The sequence below is a fragment of the Streptomyces lydicus genome, from assembly GCF_001729485.1.
In the GTDB taxonomy this organism is placed as follows: Bacteria; Actinomycetota; Actinomycetes; order Streptomycetales; family Streptomycetaceae; genus Streptomyces; species Streptomyces lydicus_D.
On sequence record NZ_CP017157.1, the window covers coordinates 1,448,347 to 1,472,087 of the forward strand.

A 23,741-nucleotide genomic window follows, 5' to 3' on the forward strand; every position below is an offset into this window, starting at 1 on the left:
GCCCGCCCGTTAGGCTGCGGCCATGACCAGCAGCGCATCGCAGTCCTCGCCCGTCCTCGACACCGCCCGCCGCGCGCGGGAGGCGGCCGCCGTCCTGGCGCCACTGCCGCGGACGGCCCGCGACACCGCGCTGCTCGCCATCGCCGACGCCCTCGTGGCGCGGACTGACGAGATCGTCGCGGCCAACGACCGGGACGTCGCCAAGGCCCGGGAGGCCGGCACCGCCGCGTCGATCGTGGACCGGCTCACCCTCACCCCGGAGCGGATCGCGGCGATCGCCGCCGACGTCCGGCAGGTCGTGGCGCTGCCCGACCCGGTCGGCGAGGTGGTCCGCGGCTCGACCCTGCCCAACGGCCTCGACCTGCGCCAGGTCCGGGTCCCGCTCGGCGTGATCGGGATCATCTACGAGGCCCGGCCCAATGTGACGGTGGACGCCGCCGCGCTGTGCCTGAAGTCCGGCAACGCCGTGCTGCTGCGCGGTTCGTCCTCCGCGTACGCCTCCAACAGCGCGCTGGTCGACGTACTGCGCGACGCGGTCGAGAGCGCCGGGCTGCCCGCCGACGCGGTGCAGCTGGTGCCCGGTGAGAGCCGCGACTCGGTGCGCGAACTCATGCGTGCCCGCGGCCTGGTCGACGTGCTGATCCCGCGCGGCGGCGCCTCGCTGATCCGCACGGTCGTCGAGGAGTCCACCGTCCCGGTGATCGAGACCGGCACCGGCAACTGCCACGTCTACGTCGACGAGGCCGCCGACATCGACATGGCGATCGACATCCTGATCAACTCCAAGGCGCAGCGGCCCAGCGTCTGCAACGCCGCGGAAACGGTGCTGGTGCACGCCGGGATCGCCCAGAAGTTCCTGCCGCGCGCCCTGGAGGCGCTGACCAAGGCCGGTGTGGTCGTGCACGGCGACGCCGCCTGGCAGCAGGCCGGCCCCGGGCTGGTGGCGCCCGCCACGGACGAGGACTGGGCGACGGAGTACCTCTCGTACGACATCGCGGCCGCCGTGGTGCCCGACCTGGACGCGGCGGTGGCGCACATCCGGCGCTGGACGTCCGGTCACACCGAGGCCATCGTCACGACCTCGCAGGCCGCGGCCCGTCGATTCACCCAGTTGGTCGATTCCACCACCGTCGCGGTCAATGCCTCGACCCGCTTCACCGACGGCGGCCAGTTCGGTTTCGGCGCCGAGATCGGCATCTCGACGCAGAAGCTGCACGCCCGCGGCCCCATGGGTCTGCCGGAACTGACGTCGACGAAGTACATCGTCACCGGGGACGGGCACACCCGCTGAGTACCGTGCGTCGTGGCTGAGCGGGGCGGTGCCGTGGTGGGTTGCGGTGGTGTTTCGTGTGGGGAGGGCCCTGCTGAGTACCGTCCGTCGTGGCTGAGCGGGGCGGTGCCGTGGTGGGTTGCGGTGGTGTTTCGTGTGGGGAGGGCCCTGCTGAGTACCGTCCGTCGTGGCGGAGCGGGGCGGTGCCGTGGTGGGTTGCGGTGGGTTTCCTGTGCGGTTCGGGTCGCGTCGGCCCCCGTCTGTCGCGGGTTGCGGTTGGTGCTTCTCTCAGGCTGGATCCCTGCCCAAAACGAGCGGTCGGGGCTAACCTGGACGGGTGCCGGACGACGTGGGGGGCAAGCCGTTCCCGGACGGTGAAGAGCCCGACGAGCACCACCACGGGAGCCACGGAAAAGCGGACGAAGAATTCGCCTCCGTGGTCTTCGACGAGGAATTCGTCCGGGCCGCACGGATCCATGAGCCGTCGGCGGTCGAGCGGATGCTGGCCGCCGCCGAGGCACGCGCCGAGGCCGAGGCGGCCCGCTCCGGCGCCGGCTTCGGCCCCGACGGCGACGATCCCGACGGGGCGGCTCCCCGCCGCGGCGGTGGCCGCGTGGGCCCCGGGGACGACGACTACGACGCGTACGGCGAGGACGACGGCTACGACGACGAGTACCGCCCGTACGGTCCGTACGGGCCCTACGGCGGGTCGCTGCGGCCCTATCGGAGCAGCACCCGCTGGCACCGCCCGGTCGCCTGGGTGCTGGCCGTGGTGATGGGCATCGGGCTGGTCGCGCTGGCCTTCAGTGCCGTCTACCGGGGCGCCTCGGGGCGCAACCAGAGCCCGGGGCCGGCGCCCACCTCCAGCGGGGTGGACGCCCCGACCACGGGCGGCGCGGACAGCGTGCGCACGGCCCGTCCGGGGCTGCCGTCGGTCCCCTCGGGACAAACCGTCCGCCCCTCGTTCACCGCGGTGCCCAGACCCCAGTGACGGTGTGACGCACTGCCCCCGTGGGGGCCTCCCGAAACGGAATTCTCCGCTGAAGTTGCCCCGCGTCCCCGCGTTTACGTTTGCCCTGTCAGACCTACCCTTGTTGTATGACCGGGCCTGGTGACCCTCCCGAAGGGACGCCCCACGGCGCCCAGGGAGGCGGTGAGGACGAGTATCGATCCGTCGTGTTCGACGAATCGTTCGTGCGCGCTGCTCGCCTGCAGGAATTCTCCGCGGACGAACGGCTCGGTGAGCATCACGCACCGGCCGTGCGGGCCCGGCACGCCTGGAGGCGACTGGGCGGTTCGCGTCAGGCCGTGCTGCTGGTGCTGCTGATCGTGCTCGCCTTCGGCACCGCCGTCTACATGGGCGTGCGGCACCCGTACAAGGCCCCGGAGCCGGTCCGGGTACAGCCGCTGCGGTCCGCCGTCGTGCCGCTGGCGCCGAGCGGTGCCGTGCCGGGCGCCACCCCCGAGGACCTCTTCGCGCACAGCCCCGCGGCCGACTACCGGGTCGGCGCGGCGGGGGTCAACCTGCCCGCCGTCACCCGCACCGAGCACTTCTCGGACGACCAGGTCTACTCCGCCCTGACCATCGCCAAGGAGTACCTGGTCCGCTCGTCGGTGGACCCGGGCACCCTCACCGGCGGTTCCGTCCGGCCGGTACGGCTGCTGCTCGACACCGGCCAACTCGACCAGTTCGACCGCAGCCTGGCGCACCCCGACGACAACGGACGGTACGCGGCGACCGGTTGGCTGGTCCGCTTCGACCCCCGGCTGACGCAGCTCGCCGACCGCAACGTCCGCGTCGACGGCGTGCTGGCCGCCTCCGAGCTGAGCCCGGACGCCCTCGACGTCACCGCCGACTACACCTTCGTCTACGCGGTACGGCCCGCCCCCGGCGCCCCGCAGGATGCGTCGGCCCGGCACGTCGGAAAGGCCACCCCGGGCGCCGCCTCGCTGGTCACCGTCCGGCGCGAACTGCACTTCCGGGTCGGCCGCGACGACCTCGCCGACCACCGCCTGGAGGTGCTGCAGAGCAGCATGCAGGCGGGGCCGCTGGCCTGCTCCTCGCGGCCGGCCGACGCGCTGCGTCCGCTGTTCGCGGGACAGCACGCCGGCCTGGACCGGCCCGCAGGCACCGACCCCTTCGCCAGGGACCGGGTCAGCCCCTCGCTCTGCGGTGAGCTGGCGCCCGCGGCCCAGCCGAAGCCGAGCCACCCGATCCGTTAGACGCGCGGCCGGCCGGTTCGTCAGGAGGCGTCCGCGCCGCCCGTGGCCTCACCGGAGCCGTTGGCGGTGCCCGGGCCCTCGCCGCGCGAGCCGCCGCGGAAGACCGTGTCCCGCAGCTTGCCGCCCAAGTCGCCCGCGCCGCCCGCGATGTCGCGGACCAGGCCCATCAGGGGGTCCTTGCTGTTGCGCACCGAATCGGCGTAGTGCGCCGCGGAGTCGCGGAACGAGTCGGAGACCGAGGTGTCCTTGTCCTCGTCACGGCGCGGGTAGTGGCCGTCCATGATCCGCTGGTAGTCGCGGCTGGCCGCCCACTTCTTGAGCTCGGCCGCCCGCACGGTCGTGAAGGGGTGGCTGCGCGGCAGCAGGTTGAGGATCTTCAGCACGGAGTCGCGCAGGTCGCCGCCGGACTCGTACTCGTCCGCCTGCTTGAGGAAGGCGTCCACGTTCATCTCGTGCAGGTGGTTGCCGCCGGCGAGCTTCATCAGGCCCCGCATCGACGCCTGGAGGTCCTGCCCGACCAGCAGCCCCGCGCGGTCGGCGGACAGCTCCGACTTGCGGAACCACTCGCGCAGTGCCGTCACGATCGCCATGATCGCGACGTTGCCCAGCGGGATCCAGGCGACCTTCATGGCCAGGTTCGTCAGGAACAGCAGGATCGTGCGGTAGACGGCGTGCCCGGACAGCGCGTGGCCGACCTCGTGGCCGACGACCGCCCGCATCTCCTCCTCGTCGAGCAGCTCGACCAGGCCCGTCGTCACCACGATGATCGGCTCGTCCAGACCGATGCACATGGCGTTCGGCTGCGGGTCCTGATTGACGTACATCGGCGGGACCTTCTCCAGGTCCAGGATGTAGCAGGCGTCCCGCAGCATGTCGTTGAGGTGCTGGAACTGCTGGTCGCTGACCCGCACCGAGTCCGACAGGAACAGCAGGCGCAGGCTGCGCTCCGGCAACAGGCCGCTGAGCGTCTTGAAGACCGTGTCGAACCCGCTCAGCTTGCGCAGTGCCACCAGCGCCGAGCGGTCCGCGGGGTGTTCGTACGACCGCGAGGAGATTCCGGGGAATCGCCGCCGGTCCCGACTGGGTACGTGCTCGCTGCCGCCTGGGCTCTCCGTCATTGGGGCCTCCCCCTGTTCGACTGCGTGTGCTTCAGCCTAGAGGACGCCGCTGACAGGCGATTGGATGCTCGGGCGTACGCTGGCGCTCGCACCAATGACCGCCCGGGCCGGTACCGAAGACCCGGGCCGTACCGAAGGAAGCGCACCGTCATGCCGCATCCGAGCGTGCTGCTCGCCGTCACCCAGGAGGCCGCCCACGGCGGCGGAGCCGGGTGGATCCTGCGTACCGTGATCGTCGTCGGCGTCGTGGGCGCCGCCTTCCTCGCGTGGTTCCTGCTGCGCGGCTACGGCCAGGACTGACCGGCCGGGCCGCTCGCCCGCCCTCGGGACCCCTCCTGGGTGGAGTCGCCGTGAGCCGGCAGTGAGCCGCCGCTTACGATGTGGTGGAAGTCTCCGCCCGACCCCAGCCCGGATTGGTCCTGCTGACGATGAGCCTGCACACCACCGCACAGTCCCTGGTCTCCCTCGCCGCCGAACCCGGACACGAGGGCGGCCACGAAAGCCTGAGCCCCTACCTGACCGGCGGCGGCGCCTTTTGCATCCTGCTCCTGCTGCTGTGGATCACCACCCGCTTCAACCGGGACCGCTAGAGCCCCGGCACCCGGCCCCCGGCATCGCGCGCCGCCCAGTAGGGTCTGCACGCATGGGAGAGCACACAGGGCCCGTGAAGCGGCGACTCGGAGTGATGGGCGGGACGTTCGACCCGATCCATCACGGACACCTGGTCGCCGCCAGCGAGGTGGCCAGCCAGTTCCACCTCGACGAGGTCATCTTCGTACCCACGGGACAGCCGTGGCAGAAGAGCCACAAGACGGTGTCCCCGGCCGAGGACCGGTACTTGATGACGGTCATCGCGACCGCCTCGAACCCTCAGTTCTCCGTCAGCCGGATCGACATCGACCGTGGCGGCAAGACGTACACGATAGACACGCTGCGTGATCTGCGCGCCGAGCACCGCGACGCGGATCTCTTCTTCATCACCGGCGCCGACGCGCTCAGCCAGATCCTGACCTGGCACGATGCCGCGGAGCTGGTGTCCCTGGCCCACTTCATCGGGGTGACCAGGCCCGGCCACGTCCTCGCGGACCCCGGGCTGCCCGAGGGAGCGGTCTCCCTGGTCGAGGTGCCGGCGCTGGCCATCTCCTCGACCGACTGCCGGGCGCGCGTCGCCCAGGGGGATCCGGTCTGGTACCTGGTGCCGGACGGTGTGGTGCGCTACATCGACAAAAAACAGCTGTACCGCGACGACCGCTGACGGGGCTGACGGAAAGGGGCACCGGTGAGCGACCGACAGGATCCGTACGGGCCGCAGGACCCGTACGCCCACGACCCGTACGGGAACCAGCAGGGGCAGCACGGGCAGCAGGGCTACACCTACGACGCCTACGGGCAGCCGGTGTACCACGACGCCGCGCAGCCGTCGTACGAGCAGCACTACGACCCGTACGGCCGGCAGGCCGCCCCCTCCGCCTACGAGGGCTACGACCCGTACGGCGGGCAACAGGGGCAGCAGGGCCAGCAGCCGTACCCCGGGCAGCAGGACGGCACCGGCCGGTCCGCGTACGGCTACGACGCCTACGGCGGGCAGGCGCAGGCCGACCCCGGCCATCCGCAGCAGTACGCCCCCTACGGCACGCCCCAGCAGCAACAGGCGACCCACCCGCAGCACCAGCACCAGCAGCAGGAGTGGATCCCGCAGCAGGCCCAGCAGTCCCCGTACGAGCAGCTCTCCGAGCTCTCCTACGACGAGCAGCCGCATCCCCGGGGCGGGCGCCGCGCCCCGGCGCAGGACCACCCGGAGCCGGGGGCCGCGAGCGGCGCGCAGGGGGCGTCCCAGGACGACCCGGACTACCGCACCGAGCAGTTCTCGTTCATCGAGGAACCGGACGAGGACTCCGAAGACGTCATCGACTGGCTGAAGTTCACCGAGAGCCGCACCGAGCGGCGCGAGGAGGCCAAGCGGCGCGGCCGCAGCCGGATCGTCGCGCTGTCCGTCGTGCTGGCCCTGCTGGTCGCCGGCGGTGTCGGCTACCTGTGGTGGGCGGGCAAGCTGCCGGGCCTGGCCGGGCCGGGCGCCGGCAAGGCGGCCGCGGCCGCCGGGCAGAAGCGCGACGTGCTCGTCGTGCACCTGCGGGACACCAAGAGCGGCAACAGCTCCACGGCGCTGCTGGTGGACAACGAGACCACCCACAAGGGCACCACCGTCCTGCTGCCCAACAGCCTCGTCGTCCCCAAGGACGACGGCACCGCCACGACGCTCGGCAAGTCCGTCAAGACCGACGGCGCCGAGCCCACCCGGGACTCCCTCAACAGCCTGCTGGGCGCCGACCTGAAGGCCACCTGGCGGCTGGACACCCCCTATCTGGAGAACCTCGTCGAGACGGTCGGCGGGATCACCCTGGACACCGACGCCGCCGTGCCGGGCGCCAAGAAGGGCGACTCCCCGCTGGTCAAGCAGGGGCGTGCGCAGGACCTGAACGGCCAGGCGGCCGTCGCCTACGCCACCTACCAGGCGCCGGGCGAGGGCCAGCTCAAGCAGCTGCAGCGGTTCGGGCAGGTCATGCAGGCCACGCTGAAGAAGGTCTCCAGCGACTCCGACGGCGCCACCGCCACGGTCAAGGCGCTGCTGCAGGTGCTCGACCCGCCGCTCACCGAGGGCCAGCTGGGCAGCTCGCTGGCGCAGCGCGCGGAGCTGGCGAAGACCGGCGCGTACACCACGACCCTGCTGCCCGTGCAGGCGAACGGGACGCTCAGCCCGTCCGCCGCGACGAGCGTGGTCAAGGACGTGCTCGGCGGCACGGTCAAGAAGACCGCCCCCGACGCGACCGCCCGGGTCGCGGTCCGCAACGCCACCGGCTCCCGGGCCGCCACCGGAAAGGCGCAGGTCACGCTGCTCAACGGCGGATACAGCTTCGTCGACGACGGCGCCGAGGGCACGGCCCGCGCCACCTCGCGGGTCACCTACGCGGACGCCGCCCAGAAGTCGAAGGCCGCCGAGGTCGCCAAGACGCTGGGGCTGCCGGCGGGCGCGGTGACGCAGGGCAAGGGCGCCGCGAACGCCGACATCACGGTCGTCCTCGGGCAGGACTACAAGGGCTGACGGGCGGGCGCGCCCGGCCCCCACGGCGGGGCCGGGCCGCCCGTTGTGGCCCTGACCTGCGCGGCGACCGGGTCTGACCCGCTGGTTCGAAAACCCTGCCGGGGGTGTCGGTGGTCCGTGAGACCCTTGTGGGGTACCTGACCGCTGATCCGGTTGCCCATGGGGACCGCGGCGCGCGCCGCGGCTCGGCCGAGACCGATCCGCCCTGTGAGCGGCCGGGGAAGCTGCCCTCGACCCGGAAAGCCGCTTGTGACCGCCACGGACCGCTCCATCGAGCTCATCAACGCCGCCGCCCAGGCCGCGGCCGACAAGCTCGCGCACGACATCATCGCGTACGACGTCAGTGACGTCCTCTCGATCACCGATGCCTTCCTGCTGGCCTCGGCCCCCAGTGACCGCCAGGTCAAGTCGATCGTCGACGAGATCGAGGAACGGCTCAACAAGGACCTCGGCGCCAAGCCGGTCCGCCGTGAGGGCGACCGCGAGGCCCGCTGGGTGCTGCTCGACTACGTCGACATCGTCGTGCACGTCCAGCACAGCGAGGAGCGCGTGTTCTACGCGCTCGAGCGGCTGTGGAAGGACTGCCCCGAGCTCGACCTGCCCGAGGACGCCAAGGCCACCCGGGGCAAGGCAGCCGCCCACGCCGAGGCCACGACGGGCCCGGAGGACGGAGAGCTGTCCTGAACGGCACGCAGAAGGCCCAGGGCCGCCGCATCGTCCTGTGGCGGCACGGCCAGACGGCCTGGAACCTGGAGCGCCGCTTCCAGGGCACCACGGACATCGAGCTGACGGAGACCGGTCGCGCCCAGGCGCGGCGGGCCGCCCGGCTGCTCGCCGCCCTGCGCCCGGACGCCATCGTCGCCTCCGACCTCCAGCGAGCCTCGGACACCGCCCGTGAGCTGGCCGCCCTGACCCGCCTGGAGGTCACCCACGACCCGGCGCTGCGGGAGACCTACGCGGGGTCCTGGCAGGGGCTCACGCACGACGAGATCCTCGCCCGCCACGGCGAGCAGTACACCGCCTGGAAGCGCGGTGAGCCGGTGCGCCGCGGTGGGGGCGAACTGGAGACCGAGGTCGCCGACCGGGCCGCACCGGTGGTCCTCAACCACGCCGACAAGCTTCCCGAGGACGGCACCCTGGTCGTCGTCAGCCACGGCGGCACCATCCGCACCACCATCGGGCGGCTGCTCGGCCTGGACGCCCACCACTGGGAGGGCCTGGGCGGTCTGTCGAACTGCTGCTGGTCGGTGCTGGGCGAGGGCGCGCGCGGCTGGCGGCTGCTGGAGCACAACGCCGGCACCCTTCCGGAGCCGGTGCTCGGCGACGACGACTGAGCCCCGCAGATCGGCCCCGGCGGACCGGATTTCACATCTGGGCAGGTCGCAGGCTAAAGTTCTTCTTGTTCGCGGCGCCGCCGGGGGAAACCCGGGGGAGCGGAACAAGACCCGGGGCTATAGCTCAGTTGGTAGAGCGCCTGCATGGCATGCAGGAGGTCAGGAGTTCAATTCTCCTTAGCTCCACAACCCGGATGATCCCGCCTCCAGATGGAGGCGGGATCTCTGCGTTTTCCGCACGGCCGGACGAGGCGGTGGCGTCACCACCGCCCGCGGCACGGGGTGTGCGGCACGTCACAGCGGACGCCGGGCGGTGGGCGCCGGGCGGCTCGCCGGGTGACGTGAAGGTGGGCCTGACCCGGTCGGCGGTCCGTGGCAGAATCGGACGGCGCCGGCAGGGGAGGAGAAGATCGCGATGCCCACGAGCATCCTCGAGGAGGTCAATGACCTGCTCGAAGTGGCCGAGGCGCAGGGCTATGACTGGCTGCCGGAATACGCGCTCCGCTTCACCTGCCCCGTTGGCACCCCCGCTGCCGTCTCCGGCACCGGAGCCGACACCGCCCTGCAGTGCCCTTCTTGCGGTTCCTCCCACGTGGCACAGGTACTCGGTGACAATGGCGGCGTTTCCTTCGTCTGTACGGCCTGCGGCCACAGTTGGAGCTGATGGATGGGCGCCCACAGCAGGAAGTGTGACTGGTGCGGCAGCGGTACGCCGATCGTCCGTGACATGGAGCCGGTCAACACCGATTACCAGTACTGGTGCGAGGAATGCGCGCGCGCCCTGGTCATAAAAGGCGATCCCATCGAGACCTACCGGGAGCTCGACGGGGAGCCGATCTACGGCCGGCTGCTGGACGAGCACTGCACGCTGAAGCGGTTCTATTCGTTCGCGACGGCCTGAGCCGGGGCGGCATCCGGCCCCTGGCCGAGGCACCCGCCCGTCCGGGCCGGCCGCCCGCCGCCCTGGCCGGTCCGCCTCCCGGGCCCGCCAACTGGCGCGCGTTCCGAAAACGCCCGGGCATTGCCGGGCGGCTCCGGACGCTTCCGTACCGGCTCCGGTCGCTTCCGTACCGGCCCCGGGCAGTTCCGAACGGTTCCGGGCAGGCGGAACCGCTGTCCGCGCACCGGGCGTTGGAGGGGCAGTGAGCCGCCGTCCGTTCAATCCACGGACGTGGGCGGGCGGTTCAGGCGCCACAGGCGCGCACCGGTCAGCGCCAGTACGAGCACACCGGCGAGCGGGTAGATGCCGGAGAGCAGCATCTGCCCGGCGTTCTGGTGCAGTTCCTCGTGCTGGTGCCAGCGGTGCGGCACCCACCACAGCGCGAACGAGCAGAAGAGGAGGCCCAGTGCGACGGTCGTGGTCCACCAGCGGCGGGCGCCGGTGCCCGTACGGCGCAGCGCTTCGGAGCCGAGCAGCACCAGCATCGGTACGCACCACACCCAGTGGTGCGACCAGGAGACCGGGCTGACCAGCAGGGCGGTCGCCGCGCAGGCGACGGCGGCCCAGGCGTGCCCCCCGGCTTCGGCCGGGAGTGTTCCCGGCCCGCGCAGCAGCGATCCGGCGGCCAGCGCCAGGCCGAGGGCCGCGGTCAGGCCGGCGAGCACGAGCCAGATGACGCCCGTGTCGTGGGTGTGCAGCAGCCGGGCGAGGACCCCGCGCAGCGACTGGTTCGCGGTGATCTCGACATCGCCGACCCGGTCGGCGGCGAACACGATCTCCGTCCAGAAGCGGCGCGAGTCGCGCGGCAGCGCGAGGGCCGAGAGCAGGGCGGTGGCGAGGAAGGCGGCGGTGGCGACGGCGGCCTGCCGCAGCCAGGGGTTCCAGACGGCGCGCGGGCCCGCGCCGGAGCGCAGGCGCTGCCCGGCCCGGACGATGCCGGCCAGTGCCAGGAAGACGGCGAACAGCGCGGGCGTCAGCTTGAGGCCCGCCGCGAGGCCGATGCCGAGGCCCGCGAGCCGGTGGGTGTCCCTGCGGGTCAGGTCCCACAGGACCAGCGCGGCCAGCAGCAGGTTGATCTGGCCGTAGCGCAGCGTCGTCCACACCGGCTCGCACCACACCAGCAGCGCGGAGACCGCGAGGGTCGCGGCGGGCCGGGGCAGGTGGCGGGGCCGGCCGACGAGCCGCAGCGAGAGGTGGACCACGGCGACGAGCAGCAGCAGGTTGCCGGCGGTGGCGAGGGTGCGCATCGCCGGGACGCCGAGGAGGGTGAGCGGGGTGAACAGCAGTGCCGCGAAGGGCGGGTAGGTGTTGGGCAGGTGCGCCGAGGTGGCCGCCATGTCGTAGAGCGACTCGCCGGCGCGGACGGTGAGGCCCTCCGCCCGGTAGACCATGAGGTCGATCATCGTCACGTGGGCGAGGCGCTGCGCGACCCAGAAGGCGGTGAAGGAGACCAGGCAGGCCAGGGCCGCCGCGAGGGTCGGGTGCCGGCGGACGGTGCCCCTGCGGGGGTGCGGGCCGCGGGGGTCGGTGGACTGCTCCAGCTCCAGCGCGGTCACGGCGTACGGCTCCCCCAGGACGAATCGGGCACGTCCCGCCGACAGTACCGCGCACCTGGCCGCAGGGGCCCCGGGAGAACGATTTGGCAGAAGCCGGGGAGGGCCGTGTAATGTAGGCGATGCCGCAGCGGGGAACCGGGCGGTAACAAGACCTGGGGCTATAGCTCAGTTGGTAGAGCGCCTGCATGGCATGCAGGAGGTCAGGAGTTCAATTCTCCTTAGCTCCACAGAGACAGAGCGGGCCGTCCGTATGGACGGCCCGCTCTGCTGCGTGGCCCTGGGGGCCGCGGGGGGTGGCTCTCCCCAGGGGTGGGCGGTTCGTCCCGGGTTGAGGCGATATCCGGTCAACGGTCTGTCCGCTATGGCGAGTTGACCGTCCGGTTCCTGGTGATTCCTGGCCAGTCCTTGCCGTTCCTTGGTCTCTTCTTGGTGATCGCATGCCCCTGACATGAACGGTTCACCGAAAGAGTGGCGGATCGCGTGAGCGTCACATTCAACGCATGCACCGCTCGTGAGGTGCCGCGCCCCGCCGCGCCGGCGCACCGCGTCACCCCGCAGCGCACCGCATCGCCACAGCAGGGGGTTACATGAGATCAAGCCGCACCAGAACACCGCGCGCCCGCGCCGGTCTGGCCTGGGCAGCGACGCTGCCGCTGGTCGCCGGGACGCTCGCGCTCGGGGCGCCCGCCGCCGACGCCGCGGGGCACGACGGGGGCCGGCACGTGCTGCAGGGCACCAAGCCCCTGTGGGCGACCCGGCAGGCCGACCGGGGTGCCACCCCCGACGCCACGGCCGTCAACGCCCGCGTGTACCTGGCCGGCCGTGACGCCAAGGGCCTCGCGGACTACGCCAAGGCGGTGTCCGACCCGCAGTCCGCCTCGTACGGGAAGTACCTGAGCCCGGCCCAGGTGCGCGCCCGGTACGGCGCCACGCACGACCAGATAGCCAAGGTGACCGACTGGCTGAAGAAGTCCGGCCTGAAGGTCACCGGCACCACCAACCGCTACGTCACGGTCCAGGGCGACACGGCCGCCGCCGAGCGCGCCTTCGCCACCGACCTGCACAACTACCTCAAGGGCGGGCACACTTACCACGCGCCGTCCACCACCGCCTCCGCGCCGGCCTCGCTGGCCGACGCGGTGCTGACGGTCACCGGCCTGGACAACGCGCCCAAGCTCGCCAAGCACCACTCCGGTGAACTGCCGCCGCCGGAGGGCGTCTTCCGCAACTCCGGCCCGTTCTCGTCGTACTACGGCTCCCGGACCGACAAGTCGCTGCCGTCCGCCTACGGGAGCAAGGCCCCGTACGCGATCAAGGGCTACACGGGCAAGCAGCTGCGCGCCGCCTACGGGGCGAAGAACTGGACCGGCAAGGGCGTGACCGTCGCGATCACCGACGCCTACGCCTCGCCGACCATCGCCCAGGACGCGGCCAAGTACGCCGCCCGCAACGGTGACCAGCGCTACCGCAAGGGCCAGCTCTCCCAGGTCCTGCCGGACGGCTACACGCACATCGACGACTGCGGGGCGGCCGGCTGGTACGGCGAGGAGACCCTCGACGTCGAGGCCGTGCACGCGGTCGCGCCCGACTCGGACATCGTCTACGTCGGTGGCGCCTCCTGCATGGACGACGACCTGATCGACTCGATCGGCAAGGTCGTCGACGGGCACCTCGCGGACATCGTCTCCAACTCCTGGGGCGACATCGAGGCGAACGAGACCCCCGAGGTGGCGGCCGCCTACGACCAGCTCTTCCAGCAGGGCGCGGTCCAGGGCATCGGCTTCTACTTCTCCTCCGGTGACAACGGCGACGAGGTCGCCAACACCGGCACCAAGCAGGTCGACACCCCGGCGAACTCCGCGTGGGTGACCGCGGTCGGCGGCACCTCCCTGGCCGTCGGCAAGCACGACGCCTACAAGTGGGAGACCGGCTGGGGCACCCAGAAGGCGCTGCTGTCCAAGGACGGCAGCAGCTGGGCTGGCTTCCCCGGTGCCTTCAACGGCGGCGCCGGCGGCGGCGTCAGCAAGACCGTCGCGCAGCCCTACTACCAGCGTGGCGTCGTCCCGCACGAGCTGTCCGACATCGCCCTGAAGGGCGCCATGCGCACCGTTCCGGATATCTCGGCGGTCGCCGACCCCAACACCGGCTTCCTGGTCGGCCAGACCCAGACCCTGCCGGACGGAAAGCTCGGCTACGACGAGTACCGCATCGGCGGTACCTCCCTGGCCGCCCCGGTGATCGCGGGCGTCCAGGCGCTGGCGCAGCAGGCCCGACACGGCATCGCCATCGGCTTCGCCAACCCGGCCATCTACCAGCGCTACGGCACCTCGGCGTACCACGACGTCACCGACCACCCGCTGGGTGCCGGCCGTGACCTGGCGGTCGTCCGGGTCGACTTCGTCAACGGCGCCGACAGCAGCAAGGGCACCACGACCTCGCTGCGCAGCCTGGGCAAGGACAGCTCCCTGCACGCGACCGTCGGCTACGACGACGTGACCGGCGTGGGCACGCCCGGCGCCGGTTATGTGAGCTCCTACCGGCACTGACGCCGGGGCACGCGCGGTACCGCCCCGCCCCGCACGGCCCTGACCGGGCGGCGCGGCGGCAGGAGCGGGACGCAGCGGGGGGCGGGGCCCGTCTGGGGGTAATCCTCAGCGCGGGCCCCGTACGCCCTGCGGTACCCTGGCGCCATGCGTGCCGTACGCCTTCTGCTTAGCGGGCCGCGCTGATCAGTGCCGACGGTTGACAGACCCCGTCGGAATCGGCGCGGCGTCCCCTCCTGTGCGAGGGGTCTTTTTGTTTCCGGCGATGCCGGGCGCGAGGCGCGTTTCCGCAGGCAGAGACGATCGATGGAGCTTTGAGGACGATGAGCGAGACGACCACCGCTGCCGAGGTGGCAGCGCCGCACCGCTATACGGCCGCGCTGGCCGCCGACATCGAGGCACGCTGGCAGGACTTCTGGGAGGAGAAGGGGACCTACGAGGCCCCGAACCCGAAGGGCGACCTGGCCGGCGACGCGGAGCTGGCGGCCCGCCCCAAGAAGTTCATCATGGACATGTTCCCGTACCCCTCGGGTGCGGGACTGCACGTCGGGCACCCGCTGGGCTTCATCGCCACCGACGTCTACGCCCGCCACCAGCGCATGACGGGCCACAACGTCCTGCACACCCTGGGCTTCGACGCCTTCGGCCTGCCCGCCGAGCAGTACGCCGTCCAGACCGGCACCCACCCGCGGGTCTCCACCGAGGCCAACATCGTCAACATGCGGCGCCAGCTGCGCCGCCTGGGCCTGGGCCACGACCAGCGCCGCTCGGTCGAGACGATCGACCCGGCGTACTACAAGTGGACCCAGTGGATCTTCCTGCAGATCTTCAACTCCTGGTACGACCCGGAGGCGGACGCGGCCCGTCCGATCGACACCCTGGTCGCCCAGTTCGAGGCCGGCACCCGGCAGACCCCCGACGGCCGCCCCTGGAGCGCGCTGAGCGCCGTCGAGCGCGCCAACGTCCTGGGCGAATACCGCCTGGCGTACGCGTCGGACGCGCCGGTCAACTGGTGTCCCGGACTGGGCACGGTGCTGGCCAACGAGGAGGTCACCGCCGACGGCCGCTCCGAGCGCGGCAACTACCCCGTGTTCAAGGCGAAGCTGCGCCAGTGGAACATGCGCATCACCGCCTACGCCGACCGGCTGCTGCGGGACCTGGACGCGCTGGACTGGCCGGACGCCATCAAGCTGCAGCAGCGCAACTGGATCGGCCGCTCCGAGGGCGCCCGCGTCGACTTCCCCGTGGGCGACGAGAAGATCACCGTCTTCACCACCCGCCAGGACACCCTGTTCGGCGCGACCTACATGGTGCTGGCGCCGGAGCACCCGCTGATCGCCGGCGCCGAGGACGGCGACGGCACCGGCTCCCTGGTGCCCGACGCCTGGCCCGAGGGCACCCACGAGGTGTGGACCGGTGGCCACGCCACCCCGGCCGAGGCCGTCGCCGCGTACCGCAAGCAGGCCGCCTCCAAGTCGGACGTCGAGCGGCAGGCCGAGGCCAAGGACAAGACCGGCGTCTTCACCGGCGTCCACGCCACCAACCCGGTCAGCGGCGAGCAGGTCCCGGTCTTCATCGCCGACTACGTCCTGATGGGCTACGGCACCGGCGCGATCATGGCCGTTCCTGCCCACGACACCCGCGACTTCGCCTTCGCCCGCGCCTTCGAGCTGCCGATGCGCTGCGTCGTCGAGCCGACGGACGGTCGCGGCACCGACGCGGCCACCTGGGACGACGCCTTCGCCTCGTACGACGCGAAGATCGTCAACTCGTCCGGCGCCGACATCTCGCTGGACGGCCTGGGGGTCACCGAGGCCAAGGCGAAGATCACCGAGTGGCTGGCCGCGCGGGGCATCGGCGAGGGCACGGTCAACTACCGGCTGCGCGACTGGCTGTTCAGCCGGCAGCGCTACTGGGGCGAGCCGTTCCCGATCGTCTACGACGAGGCCGGCGTGGCGCACGCGCTGCCCGAGTCGATGCTGCCCCTGGAGCTGCCGGAGGTCGAGGACTACTCGCCGCGCACCTTCGATGCGGACGACGCCGACACCCAGCCGGAGACCCCGCTGTCCCGCAACGAGGACTGGGTCAACGTCACGCTGGACCTGGGCGACGGCCCCAAGCAGTACCGCCGCGAGACCAACACCATGCCCAACTGGGCGGGTTCGTGCTGGTACGAGCTGCGCTATCTGGACCCGAACAACGCGGACAAGCTGGTCGACCCGGACGTCGAGCAGTACTGGATGGGTCCGCGCGAGGGGCAGCCGCACGGCGGTGTCGACCTGTACGTGGGCGGCGCCGAGCACGCGGTCCTGCACCTGCTGTACGCCCGTTTCTGGTCCAAGGTGCTGCACGACCTGGGCCACGTCTCGTCCGCCGAGCCGTTCCACAAGCTGTACAACCAGGGCATGATCCAGGCGTACGTCTACCGGGACAGCCGCGGCATCGCCGTCCCGGCGGCGGAGGTCGAGGAGCACGAGGGCGGCGTCTTCTACTACGAGGGCGGCAAGGTCTCCCGGCTGCTGGGCAAGATGGGCAAGTCCCTGAAGAACGCCGTCACCCCCGACGAGATCTGCGCCGAGTACGGGGCGGACACCCTGCGCCTGTACGAGATGGCGATGGGCCCGCTGGACGTGTCGCGCCCCTGGGACACCCGGGCCGTCGTCGGCCAGTACCGCCTGCTGCAGCGCCTGTGGCGCAACGTGGTGGACGAGGCGACCGGCGAGGTCACCGTCGTCGACACCGAGCCGGACGACGCCACCCTGCGCGCGCTGCACAAGGCCATCGACGGCGTCGCGCAGGACATGGCGAACCTGCGCTTCAACACGGCCATCGCCAAGGTGACCGAGCTGAACAACCACCTGACCAAGACGGGTGGCCCGGTTTCCCGCACGGTCGCGGAGCAGCTGGTCCTGCTGATCGCCCCGCTGGCCCCGCACATCGCCGAGGAGCTGTGGCGCCGGCTGGGCCACACCGGGTCCGTGGTCCATGCGGACTTCCCGGTCGCCGACCCCGCCTACGTGGTGGACGAGACCGTGACCTGTGTGGTCCAGATCAAGGGCAAGGTCAAGGCCCGCCTGGAGGTCGCCCCGTCGATCTCGGACGCTGACCTGGAGGCGGCGGCACTGGCCGAGCCGGCGGTCGTCGCGGCGCTGAACGGCGCGGGCATCCGGAAGGTGATCGTCCGGGCGCCGAAGCTGGTGAACATCGTGCCGGCGTAGCCCTCGCGGGCGGCCCGCCGCGGGCGCACCGGCCCGGCGTGGGCCGTGTTCCCGGGGCCTGCGGGCCGCCGTGGCCCGGGCCTTCGCCCGGGCCACAGGGTTTTCCCCTACGGGCAGGTTGGGGGTTCGTCAGGAACCCGCAGCCTGCCCGCGCCGTTTACCGTGGAGAGACAGGGCGCGGGCCACCCATCCGGTCCGCCGACACGTCTGGGGAGACTCCATGGAAGCCGCCGCCGCCATCGTCGGACTGCTCTTCGTGCTGTTCGTCCTGGCCGGAGTCTTCCTCACGGTCAAGGCGGTGCAGGCGGCCAAGCGCGGCGTGGACCGTACGGTCGCCCAGGCCCGCCGCACGGTCGAGGACACCACCCTCCGGGCCCGGCAGCTCGCCCAGCCCGGCGTGGTCGGCGAACTGGCGCAGCTGCGGCTCTCGCTCCGTACGTCCATGCGCGCCACCCAGGACGCGCTGTACGGCGCAGCCGGCGAGGACGCCTCCCTCAGCGAGGCGATCGGCCTCTTCGAGCGGCTGAGCGCCCACGGCCATGAGCTGGACGCCGAGCTCAAGCGGCTGGAACGGGAGCCCGACCGGCCCACCATCGCCGCGCGCCTCCCGGAGCTGCGGGAGCGGACGGAACGGATCACCCACTCCGCGGAGTCGCTGCGGTGGGCCGCCCGCGACCGCGCGCGCAGGTTCGCCGACGACGATCTCGCGGCGCTCAGCGACCAGATCGATGTGGAGGCCGGCGCGCTGCGCCACTGGACCGAGGGCCCGGGATATCCGGCCGCGGGCGAACCGGTGGCGGACGGCCGGCCGCGGACGGGCACCGCCGACGGCTCCCCGGGCGCGGACGCCGCCCGCCAGGGCGCGGCCCCGGAGACGGCCGGCCGCGGCTCCTCCCGGGGCGCGGCCCCCGACGCCCCGCCGGCGATCACCGCCCGGGACCCCCGCACCGAGCCGGCTCACCCGTGGCAGAAGGCTCCGCGGACGGAGGAGCAGCGGGCGGAGGCCCGGAGGGCTGAGGCGCGCCGGGGGGACGTCCGGGAGGCGGAGGCGCGGCGACGGGAGTGAGCGGGGGGACGCGTGGGGGGCGCGGCGAGGGGGTGGGGCGGGGCGGGGCGGGGCCCCGGAGAAGCGGCCGGAGCGGGCCGGCACCGGCCCCGGGAACGGCGGCAGAAGCGGATGACGACGCCGTCCCGCGGGCACTTGGCAGAGCCTTGGGCAAACCTGGAAGATCTTGGGGAGGGGCCCGCACTGTGCGGCATCCGGTTCCCCGGATAATCTCCAAGTCATGTCCCGCCATGTCGCGATCGTCACCGATTCCACGGCCTACCTGCCGCGGACGGCCATCGAACGCCACCAGATCACGGCCGTACCACTGACCGTCGTCCTGGGGGACCAGGCCCTGGAAGAGGGCACCGAGATCTCCGCCAGATCGGTGGCCCAGGCGCTGCAGAAGCGCCGCCCCGTGACGACTTCCCGCCCCGCTCCCAGCGTGTTCGCCGACACCTATCGGCAGGTCGCGGCCGCCGGCGCGCGCGCCATCGTCTCGCTCCACCTCTCCTCGGAGTTCTCGGGCACGTACGACGCGGCGGTGATGGCGGCCAAGGAGGCGCCGGTCCCCGTACACGTCGTGGACACCGGCATGGTCGCCATGGCCCTCGGGTTCTGCGCTCTCGCCGCCGCGGAGACGGCGGAGGCCGGCGGCGACGCGGACGAAGCGGTCGCCGCGGCGGAGAAGCGCGCCGAGGGTACCTCCGCCTACTTCTACGTCGACACCCTCGACTACCTGCGCCGCGGTGGCCGGATCGGCGCGGCCCAGGCCCTGCTGGGCTCCGCCCTGGCCGTCAAACCGCTCCTCCAACTGGCCGACGGGCGGATCGAACTGCTGGAGAAGGTCCGTACGGCGTCCAAGGCCATCGCACGGCTGGAGGAGATCGCGGCGGAGCGCGCCGGCGAGGGCCCGGCCGACATCGCGGTCCATCATCTCGCCGCGGCCGAGCGCGCGGACGCGCTGGCGCAGCGGCTGCGGGAGCGGGTGCCCGGGCTGAACGAGCTGCACGTGAGTGAGGTCGGCGCGGTCATTGGCGCGCATACGGGGCCGGGGCTGCTGGGGGTTGTGGTGTCCCCGCGGTGAGCGGGGGAGCGAGGGGGCCCTGTGGGTGACGGAGTTGTCCACAAGTCGCCGGCTGTCCACCGGATTCAAGGCAGCTCAGCGAGATTTCCGCGGGGTGCTTAGCGTCGACGGCCATGAACACCTTTCCCGGTACGGGCACCTCGCTCGGTACGCATACGTCGCTCGATGCCCGCACGTCAGTCGGTACCCACACCTCGGCCGGTGCGCCCGCTCCCGGTGGGCAGACCTCTTTCGGCAGGCAGAACGCTGTCGGTACGCGCACGTCAGCCGGTACGCCGGCCTTTCGGGGTGGGCATCCGTCGCCAGGCCCTGGGCGGGACGGCGAGCGGGAGCGCGTACGGGCGCGGGTCGCGGCGATCTTCGGGGACGCGGGTGCGGCGGTGGCTGCCGGACCGCCGCCGCCCGGTCACGATCCCCCGCCTGACCCGGACCCGGTCCCGGCCACGACCCCGGTCCCGGCGTCCCCGCCGCCCGGCCGGTCCGCCCCGCGGCGTCTCGACGGTGCGTGGCTCGCGTTACGGGAACGGCTGCCGCTCTGGGTCCAGTTGCGATGCGGTACCGATCCCAAGGCGCTCGCCGCCCTGGCTCTGGTGCTCGTGGTCGCGGTGGGCTTCGCCGTGCAGCACTTCTGGACGGGGCGCCCGGAGGCCGTACGCGCTCCCGTGGCCGAACGGCCGCGGGCGGTCCGGGGGCCCGGCCCGGGCGGGGAAGCGGCTCCGTCGCTGCCGCCGTCGGGTGCGGTGTCCTCCGGGGCGTCGGCGAGTGGCCCACCCGTCGGCCGGGGACGGCAGTTGGTTGTCGATGTCGTCGGCAAGGTCCGGCACCCGGGGATTCACCGGATGCCTCCGGGCGCGCGGGTGATCGACGCGCTTCAGGCCGCGGGCGGGGTGCTGCGGGGGGCGAGCACGCGGGGGCTGAACCGCGCCAGGCTGCTGACCGACGGTGAACAGATCGTCGTCGGTGACGCGGGTGCGGCTGCGGGCGCGGGCGCCGGGGGCGGGGGAGGCGCCGGTCCTGGCGCGGTGGCCGGCGGTGGGGCGCCGGGCGCGGGCGGCGGCCCGGGCGGGCCGGTCAGTCTCAGCACGGCCACCGAGCAGCAGCTGGACGCGCTCCCCGGAGTGGGGCCGGTCCTGGCCCGCCACATCATCGAATTCCGCAGCCGGCACGGCGGGTTCACGTCCGTGGAGCAGCTCCGCCAGGTGACCGGCATCGGGGACCGCCGCTTCGCCGATCTCCGCCCTCTGGTGGAGCCGTGACCGGCGACCGCGCCACGGTGCACGCCACGGCGGCGTCTGCGCACGGCGCCTCCGAACCACGCCAGGAGGGACCGGCCGACCTGCGTCTTGTCGGGCCGGCGCTGGCGGCCTGGGCGGCTGCGGCGGTCGCCCTGGACGCGCCCGGGGTCGCGGTGGCGGTGGCCTGCGGTGCGGCTGTCCTGCTCGCCGCTCTCGCCCTGAGGGTGGCCGTTCTCCGGCGACGGGCGGAGCGTGAGCCGGAGGGGGAGCAACCACGCGGGGCCGCCTCGCCGCGCGAGGTGCCGCGGTGCGGAACGAGCCCTGCCGGGCCGGGGGTGAGGTCCTCCGGCCAGGACCCGCGCCGTTCCGGAGCGGAGCCGCGCCGCCCCGGGCCGGTGCCGCGGCCTCCGGTGCAGGAGCCGCCTCGCGCCGGGGCCGATCCGCCCCGTCCGGCGCCCGGGCCGAGCCGTCCTCGCGGTCCCCGCACGTGGTCGGCCGGAGCGTGTGTCGCCCTGGCTGCCGTGCTGCTCTGCGCCACCGCCGGGGCCGCGTCCGCCGCGCTGCGTGCGGCGGACGTCCGGCGCGGGCCGCTGCCCGCCCTCGCGAAGCGGTACGCGCGGGTCACGGTCGAGCTGGCGGTGACCGGGGACCCCCGGCTGACCCGGCCCCGGGTCCGCGGTTCCCAACGGACGCCCCCGGCGCTGGTGTTCGACGCCGAGGCGGTCCGCGTCACCGCGCCGGACGGCGGGGCCAGTGCCGTCCGCACCCCGGTCCTGGTCGTCGTACGGCAGCGGGAAGCCGGCGACCGGTCGGGGCCGGCGGCCCTGGCACGCGCCGCGTCCGCCGCCTGGCGCGGGCTGCTGCCCTCGACGCGCATCCGGGTCGTGGCACGCGCCGTACCACCGTTGACCTCGGGCGATCAGGCCGCCGCCGTGCTCCGGGTCACCGGCGACGGGCCGCCGGTCGTGACCCGGCCGCCCACGCCGCTGCAGCGGCTGGCGGGAGGTCTGCGCGCCGGCCTCCGCGAGGCCACCGACGGGCTTCGCCCCGATGCCCGCGCGCTGCTTCCGGGGCTCGTGGTGGGGGACACCTCGCGGGTGCCGCCGGACCTGGACGACGCCTTCCGCGCCACCGACCTGACCCATCTGCTGGCCGTCTCCGGCAGCAATCTGACGATCGTGCTCGCCCTGCTGATCGGCCCGCCGCATCTCGCGACGCGCGCCGAGCGCCGTGGGCTGGCACCGCGCCTGGGGCTCTCGCTGCGCGGCACCGCCGTCATCGGTGGCGCGCTGGCGCTCGCCTTCGTGGTCGTCTGCCGCCCGGATCCGAGTGTGCTGCGTGCCGCCGCCTGCGGGCTGATCACGCTGCTGGCGATCGGCACCGGGCGTCGCCGCTCCCTGCTCCCGGCGTTCGCCGCCGCCGTTCTGCTGCTGGTGCTCTACGACCCCTGGCTCGCCCGGAGTTTCGGCTTTCTGCTCTCCGTCCTGGCGACCGGCGCGCTGCTGCTGCTCGCGCCACGCTGGAGCGCGGCCCTCCAGCGGCGACGGGTGCCGCCCCGGCTCGCCGAGGTGCTCGCCGCCGCGGCCGCCGCCCAGGCGGTGTGCGCACCGGTCGTCGTCGTGCTCGCGGCCCGGGTCGGCCTGGTCGCGGTGCCCTGCAATCTGCTGGCCGAGCTGGCCGTGGCACCCGCCACCGTCCTGGGCTTCGCCGCGCTCGCCGCCGCTCCGCTCGCGCTGCCGGCCGCCAGGGCGCTGGCCTGGTGCGCGGGCTGGCCCGCCGAGTGGATCGCGGCGGTCGCGCGTCGGGGCGCGGCGCTGCCGGGAGCGGAGTTCGAGTGGCCCGGCGGCTGGGTGGGCGGCCTGGCGCTGGCGGCCGTCATCGCGGTCCTGGTACCGGTCGGCCGTCGGGTGCTCCGCCGGCGTTGGCTGGGCGTGCTCTGTGCTCTGGCGGTGGCGCTGGCGGTGATCCGGCCCGCACCGCTCACCCGCGTGATCACCGGCTGGCCGCCGGCCGGCTGGCGGGCCGTGGTCTGCGACGTCGGACAGGGCGACGGCCTGGTGCTGGCTGCCGGGGACGGTACGGCGCTGGTGGTCGACACCGGCCCCGAGCCCCGCGCCATCGACCGCTGCCTCACCGACCTCGGCGTCCGCCGGATCCCCCTCCTCGTCCTCACCCACTTCCACGCCGACCACGTGGACGGGCTCCCCGGCGCACTCCGCGGCCGTTCGGTCGGCGCCATCGAGACCACCACGCTTCCCGACCCGCCGGGCCAGGCCCGTTTCGTGCGCGGAACGGCCGCGGCTGCGGGCGTGCCGATCGTGCCCGCCGCACCGGGCGAGCGGCGCCACCTCGGTCCGCTGACCTGGGAGGTGCTCTGGCCTCCTCCCGCACCACCGGCGGCCCGGGGCCCCGATCGCGCCGTGCCCCCCGACGCGCTCGACGGCCCCAATGACGCCAGCGTCACCCTCCTCGTCCGTACGGGCGGGCTGACCCTCCTGCTGCTGGGGGACCTCGAACCGCCCGCGCAGCAGGCGTTGTTGGCGGCCCATCCCGAGCTGGGCGCCGTCGACGTGCTGAAGGTGGCGCACCACGGCTCGGCCTATCAGGATCCGCCGTTGCTGCACCGGCTGGCGCCGCGCCTGGCGCTGATCTCCTGCGGCGTGGACAACCCGTACGGGCATCCGGCGCCCCGGACGATCGCGGCGCTGCGCGCCCGGGGCGCCCAGGTGCTGCGCACGGACACCGACGGTGCGATCGCGGTCCTGGGCACCCCGGCCAGGCTTTCCGCGGCCGTCAACGGCCGTCGTGGCGGCGGCCGGCCGGCCGGTGGTCGCCGGACCCGCGCGGGGCCCGCCGGCCGGCCGGCCAGGGCGGCAGACGGCGGCCGGCAGGCTCTGCCGGTCGGCGCAGGGCACGTGCTCGTACCTCCGCATGCCGTTCTTCGCCGTGCCGGAGTCCATGAACGCCAGGAACTGCGCCCGTTGCGCCGCACGCTGACCACGTGCTTCCGCGGGGCCGGTCCGTTCGCGCGGCCCGGGTGGGGACCGAACGGTCAGTACACTCCCGGAGGGG

General features: G+C 73.2%; 18 protein-coding genes, 2 tRNA genes and 1 pseudogene. 19 read left to right on the forward strand and 2 right to left on the reverse strand.

Annotated elements, in window-relative coordinates; all coding sequences use genetic code 11:
- Positions 1-22: 22 nt before the first annotated feature.
- The 3 genes from SL103_RS06135 to SL103_RS06145 all read left to right on the forward strand — a co-directional run bounded on the left by SL103_RS06135 (position 23) and on the right by SL103_RS06145 (position 3,493).
- Complete coding sequence (locus tag SL103_RS06135) at positions 23-1,291, forward strand: glutamate-5-semialdehyde dehydrogenase (protein ID WP_069567743.1); 1,269 nt, start codon at positions 23-25, stop codon at positions 1,289-1,291.
- Positions 1,292-1,607: 316 nt separating this feature from the next.
- Complete coding sequence (locus SL103_RS06140; RefSeq protein WP_069567744.1) at positions 1,608-2,261, forward strand: hypothetical protein; 654 nt, start codon at positions 1,608-1,610, stop codon at positions 2,259-2,261.
- Positions 2,262-2,368: 107 nt separating this feature from the next.
- Positions 2,369-3,493: a hypothetical protein gene (locus SL103_RS06145; RefSeq protein ID WP_069567745.1), complete on the forward strand. Its 1,125-nt coding sequence runs from the start codon at positions 2,369-2,371 to the stop codon at positions 3,491-3,493.
- Positions 3,494-3,513: 20 nt separating this feature from the next.
- Here SL103_RS06145 and SL103_RS06150 read toward each other — a convergent pair whose 3' ends face one another.
- Complete coding sequence (locus SL103_RS06150) at positions 3,514-4,611, reverse strand: M48 family metallopeptidase (protein ID WP_069567746.1); 1,098 nt, start codon at positions 4,609-4,611, stop codon at positions 3,514-3,516.
- 150 nt (positions 4,612-4,761) lie between these two features.
- Here SL103_RS06150 and SL103_RS37645 point away from each other — a divergent pair, with 150 nt between their 5' ends.
- The 9 genes from SL103_RS37645 (at position 4,762) to SL103_RS06185 (ending at position 9,946) form a co-directional block, all read left to right on the forward strand.
- The gene (locus SL103_RS37645) at positions 4,762-4,911 is read left to right on the forward strand and encodes a hypothetical protein (RefSeq protein ID WP_164492758.1); all 150 of its coding nucleotides are present in this window, start codon (positions 4,762-4,764) and stop codon (positions 4,909-4,911) included.
- A gap of 83 nt (positions 4,912-4,994) precedes the next feature.
- Positions 4,995-5,201, forward strand: coding sequence for a hypothetical protein (locus SL103_RS37650; RefSeq protein ID WP_164492725.1), 207 nt, complete (start codon positions 4,995-4,997; stop codon positions 5,199-5,201).
- A gap of 53 nt (positions 5,202-5,254) precedes the next feature.
- Positions 5,255-5,866, forward strand: coding sequence for a nicotinate-nucleotide adenylyltransferase (nadD, locus tag SL103_RS06155; protein ID WP_069567747.1), 612 nt, complete (start codon positions 5,255-5,257; stop codon positions 5,864-5,866).
- Between the two features lie 24 nt (positions 5,867-5,890).
- The gene (locus SL103_RS06160) at positions 5,891-7,711 is read left to right on the forward strand and encodes an LCP family protein (RefSeq protein ID WP_069567748.1); all 1,821 of its coding nucleotides are present in this window, start codon (positions 5,891-5,893) and stop codon (positions 7,709-7,711) included.
- A gap of 249 nt (positions 7,712-7,960) precedes the next feature.
- The gene (rsfS, locus tag SL103_RS06165; protein WP_069567749.1) at positions 7,961-8,395 is read left to right on the forward strand and encodes a ribosome silencing factor; all 435 of its coding nucleotides are present in this window, start codon (positions 7,961-7,963) and stop codon (positions 8,393-8,395) included.
- Complete coding sequence (locus SL103_RS06170; protein WP_069573461.1) at positions 8,392-9,045, forward strand: histidine phosphatase family protein; 654 nt, start codon at positions 8,392-8,394, stop codon at positions 9,043-9,045. Before rsfS ends, SL103_RS06170 begins: the two co-directional genes overlap by 4 nt.
- A gap of 113 nt (positions 9,046-9,158) precedes the next feature.
- Positions 9,159-9,231 (forward strand) — tRNA-Ala (locus tag SL103_RS06175).
- Positions 9,232-9,460: 229 nt separating this feature from the next.
- Entirely contained in the window at positions 9,461-9,709 is a 249-nt protein-coding gene (locus SL103_RS06180) for a hypothetical protein (RefSeq protein WP_069567750.1), read from the forward strand.
- A 3-nt stretch (positions 9,710-9,712) separates the two neighbouring features.
- Complete coding sequence (locus SL103_RS06185) at positions 9,713-9,946, forward strand: hypothetical protein (protein WP_030413843.1); 234 nt, start codon at positions 9,713-9,715, stop codon at positions 9,944-9,946.
- A 257-nt stretch (positions 9,947-10,203) separates the two neighbouring features.
- Here SL103_RS06185 and SL103_RS06190 read toward each other — a convergent pair whose 3' ends face one another.
- Positions 10,204-11,541, reverse strand: a complete 1,338-nt coding sequence (locus tag SL103_RS06190; protein ID WP_069567751.1) for a glycosyltransferase 87 family protein — start codon at positions 11,539-11,541, stop codon at positions 10,204-10,206.
- Between the two features lie 154 nt (positions 11,542-11,695).
- Here SL103_RS06190 and SL103_RS06195 point away from each other — a divergent pair.
- The 7 genes and pseudogenes from SL103_RS06195 to SL103_RS06225 form a co-directional block, all read left to right on the forward strand.
- Positions 11,696-11,768: transfer RNA gene (locus SL103_RS06195), tRNA-Ala, on the forward strand.
- A gap of 360 nt (positions 11,769-12,128) precedes the next feature.
- Positions 12,129-14,087, forward strand: coding sequence for a S53 family peptidase (locus SL103_RS06200; protein ID WP_069567752.1), 1,959 nt, complete (start codon positions 12,129-12,131; stop codon positions 14,085-14,087).
- A gap of 320 nt (positions 14,088-14,407) precedes the next feature.
- Positions 14,408-17,302 carry a leucine--tRNA ligase gene (locus SL103_RS06205; protein WP_069567753.1) on the forward strand — a complete coding sequence of 965 codons (2,895 nt, stop codon included), beginning with the start codon at positions 14,408-14,410 and terminating at the stop codon, positions 17,300-17,302.
- 220 nt (positions 17,303-17,522) lie between these two features.
- Positions 17,523-18,368, forward strand: coding sequence for a hypothetical protein (locus tag SL103_RS06210; protein ID WP_069567754.1), 846 nt, complete (start codon positions 17,523-17,525; stop codon positions 18,366-18,368).
- A 220-nt stretch (positions 18,369-18,588) separates the two neighbouring features.
- Positions 18,589-19,434, forward strand: coding sequence for a DegV family protein (locus SL103_RS06215; protein ID WP_069567755.1), 846 nt, complete (start codon positions 18,589-18,591; stop codon positions 19,432-19,434).
- Positions 19,435-19,814: 380 nt separating this feature from the next.
- The gene (locus SL103_RS35755; RefSeq protein WP_347877835.1) at positions 19,815-20,690 is read left to right on the forward strand and encodes a ComEA family DNA-binding protein; all 876 of its coding nucleotides are present in this window, start codon (positions 19,815-19,817) and stop codon (positions 20,688-20,690) included.
- Positions 20,687-23,470 (forward strand): annotated as a pseudogene (locus SL103_RS06225) (ComEC/Rec2 family competence protein); the annotation flags it as partial. The gene SL103_RS35755 and the pseudogene SL103_RS06225, both read left to right, overlap by 4 nt.
- Positions 23,471-23,741: the final 271 nt, after the last annotated feature.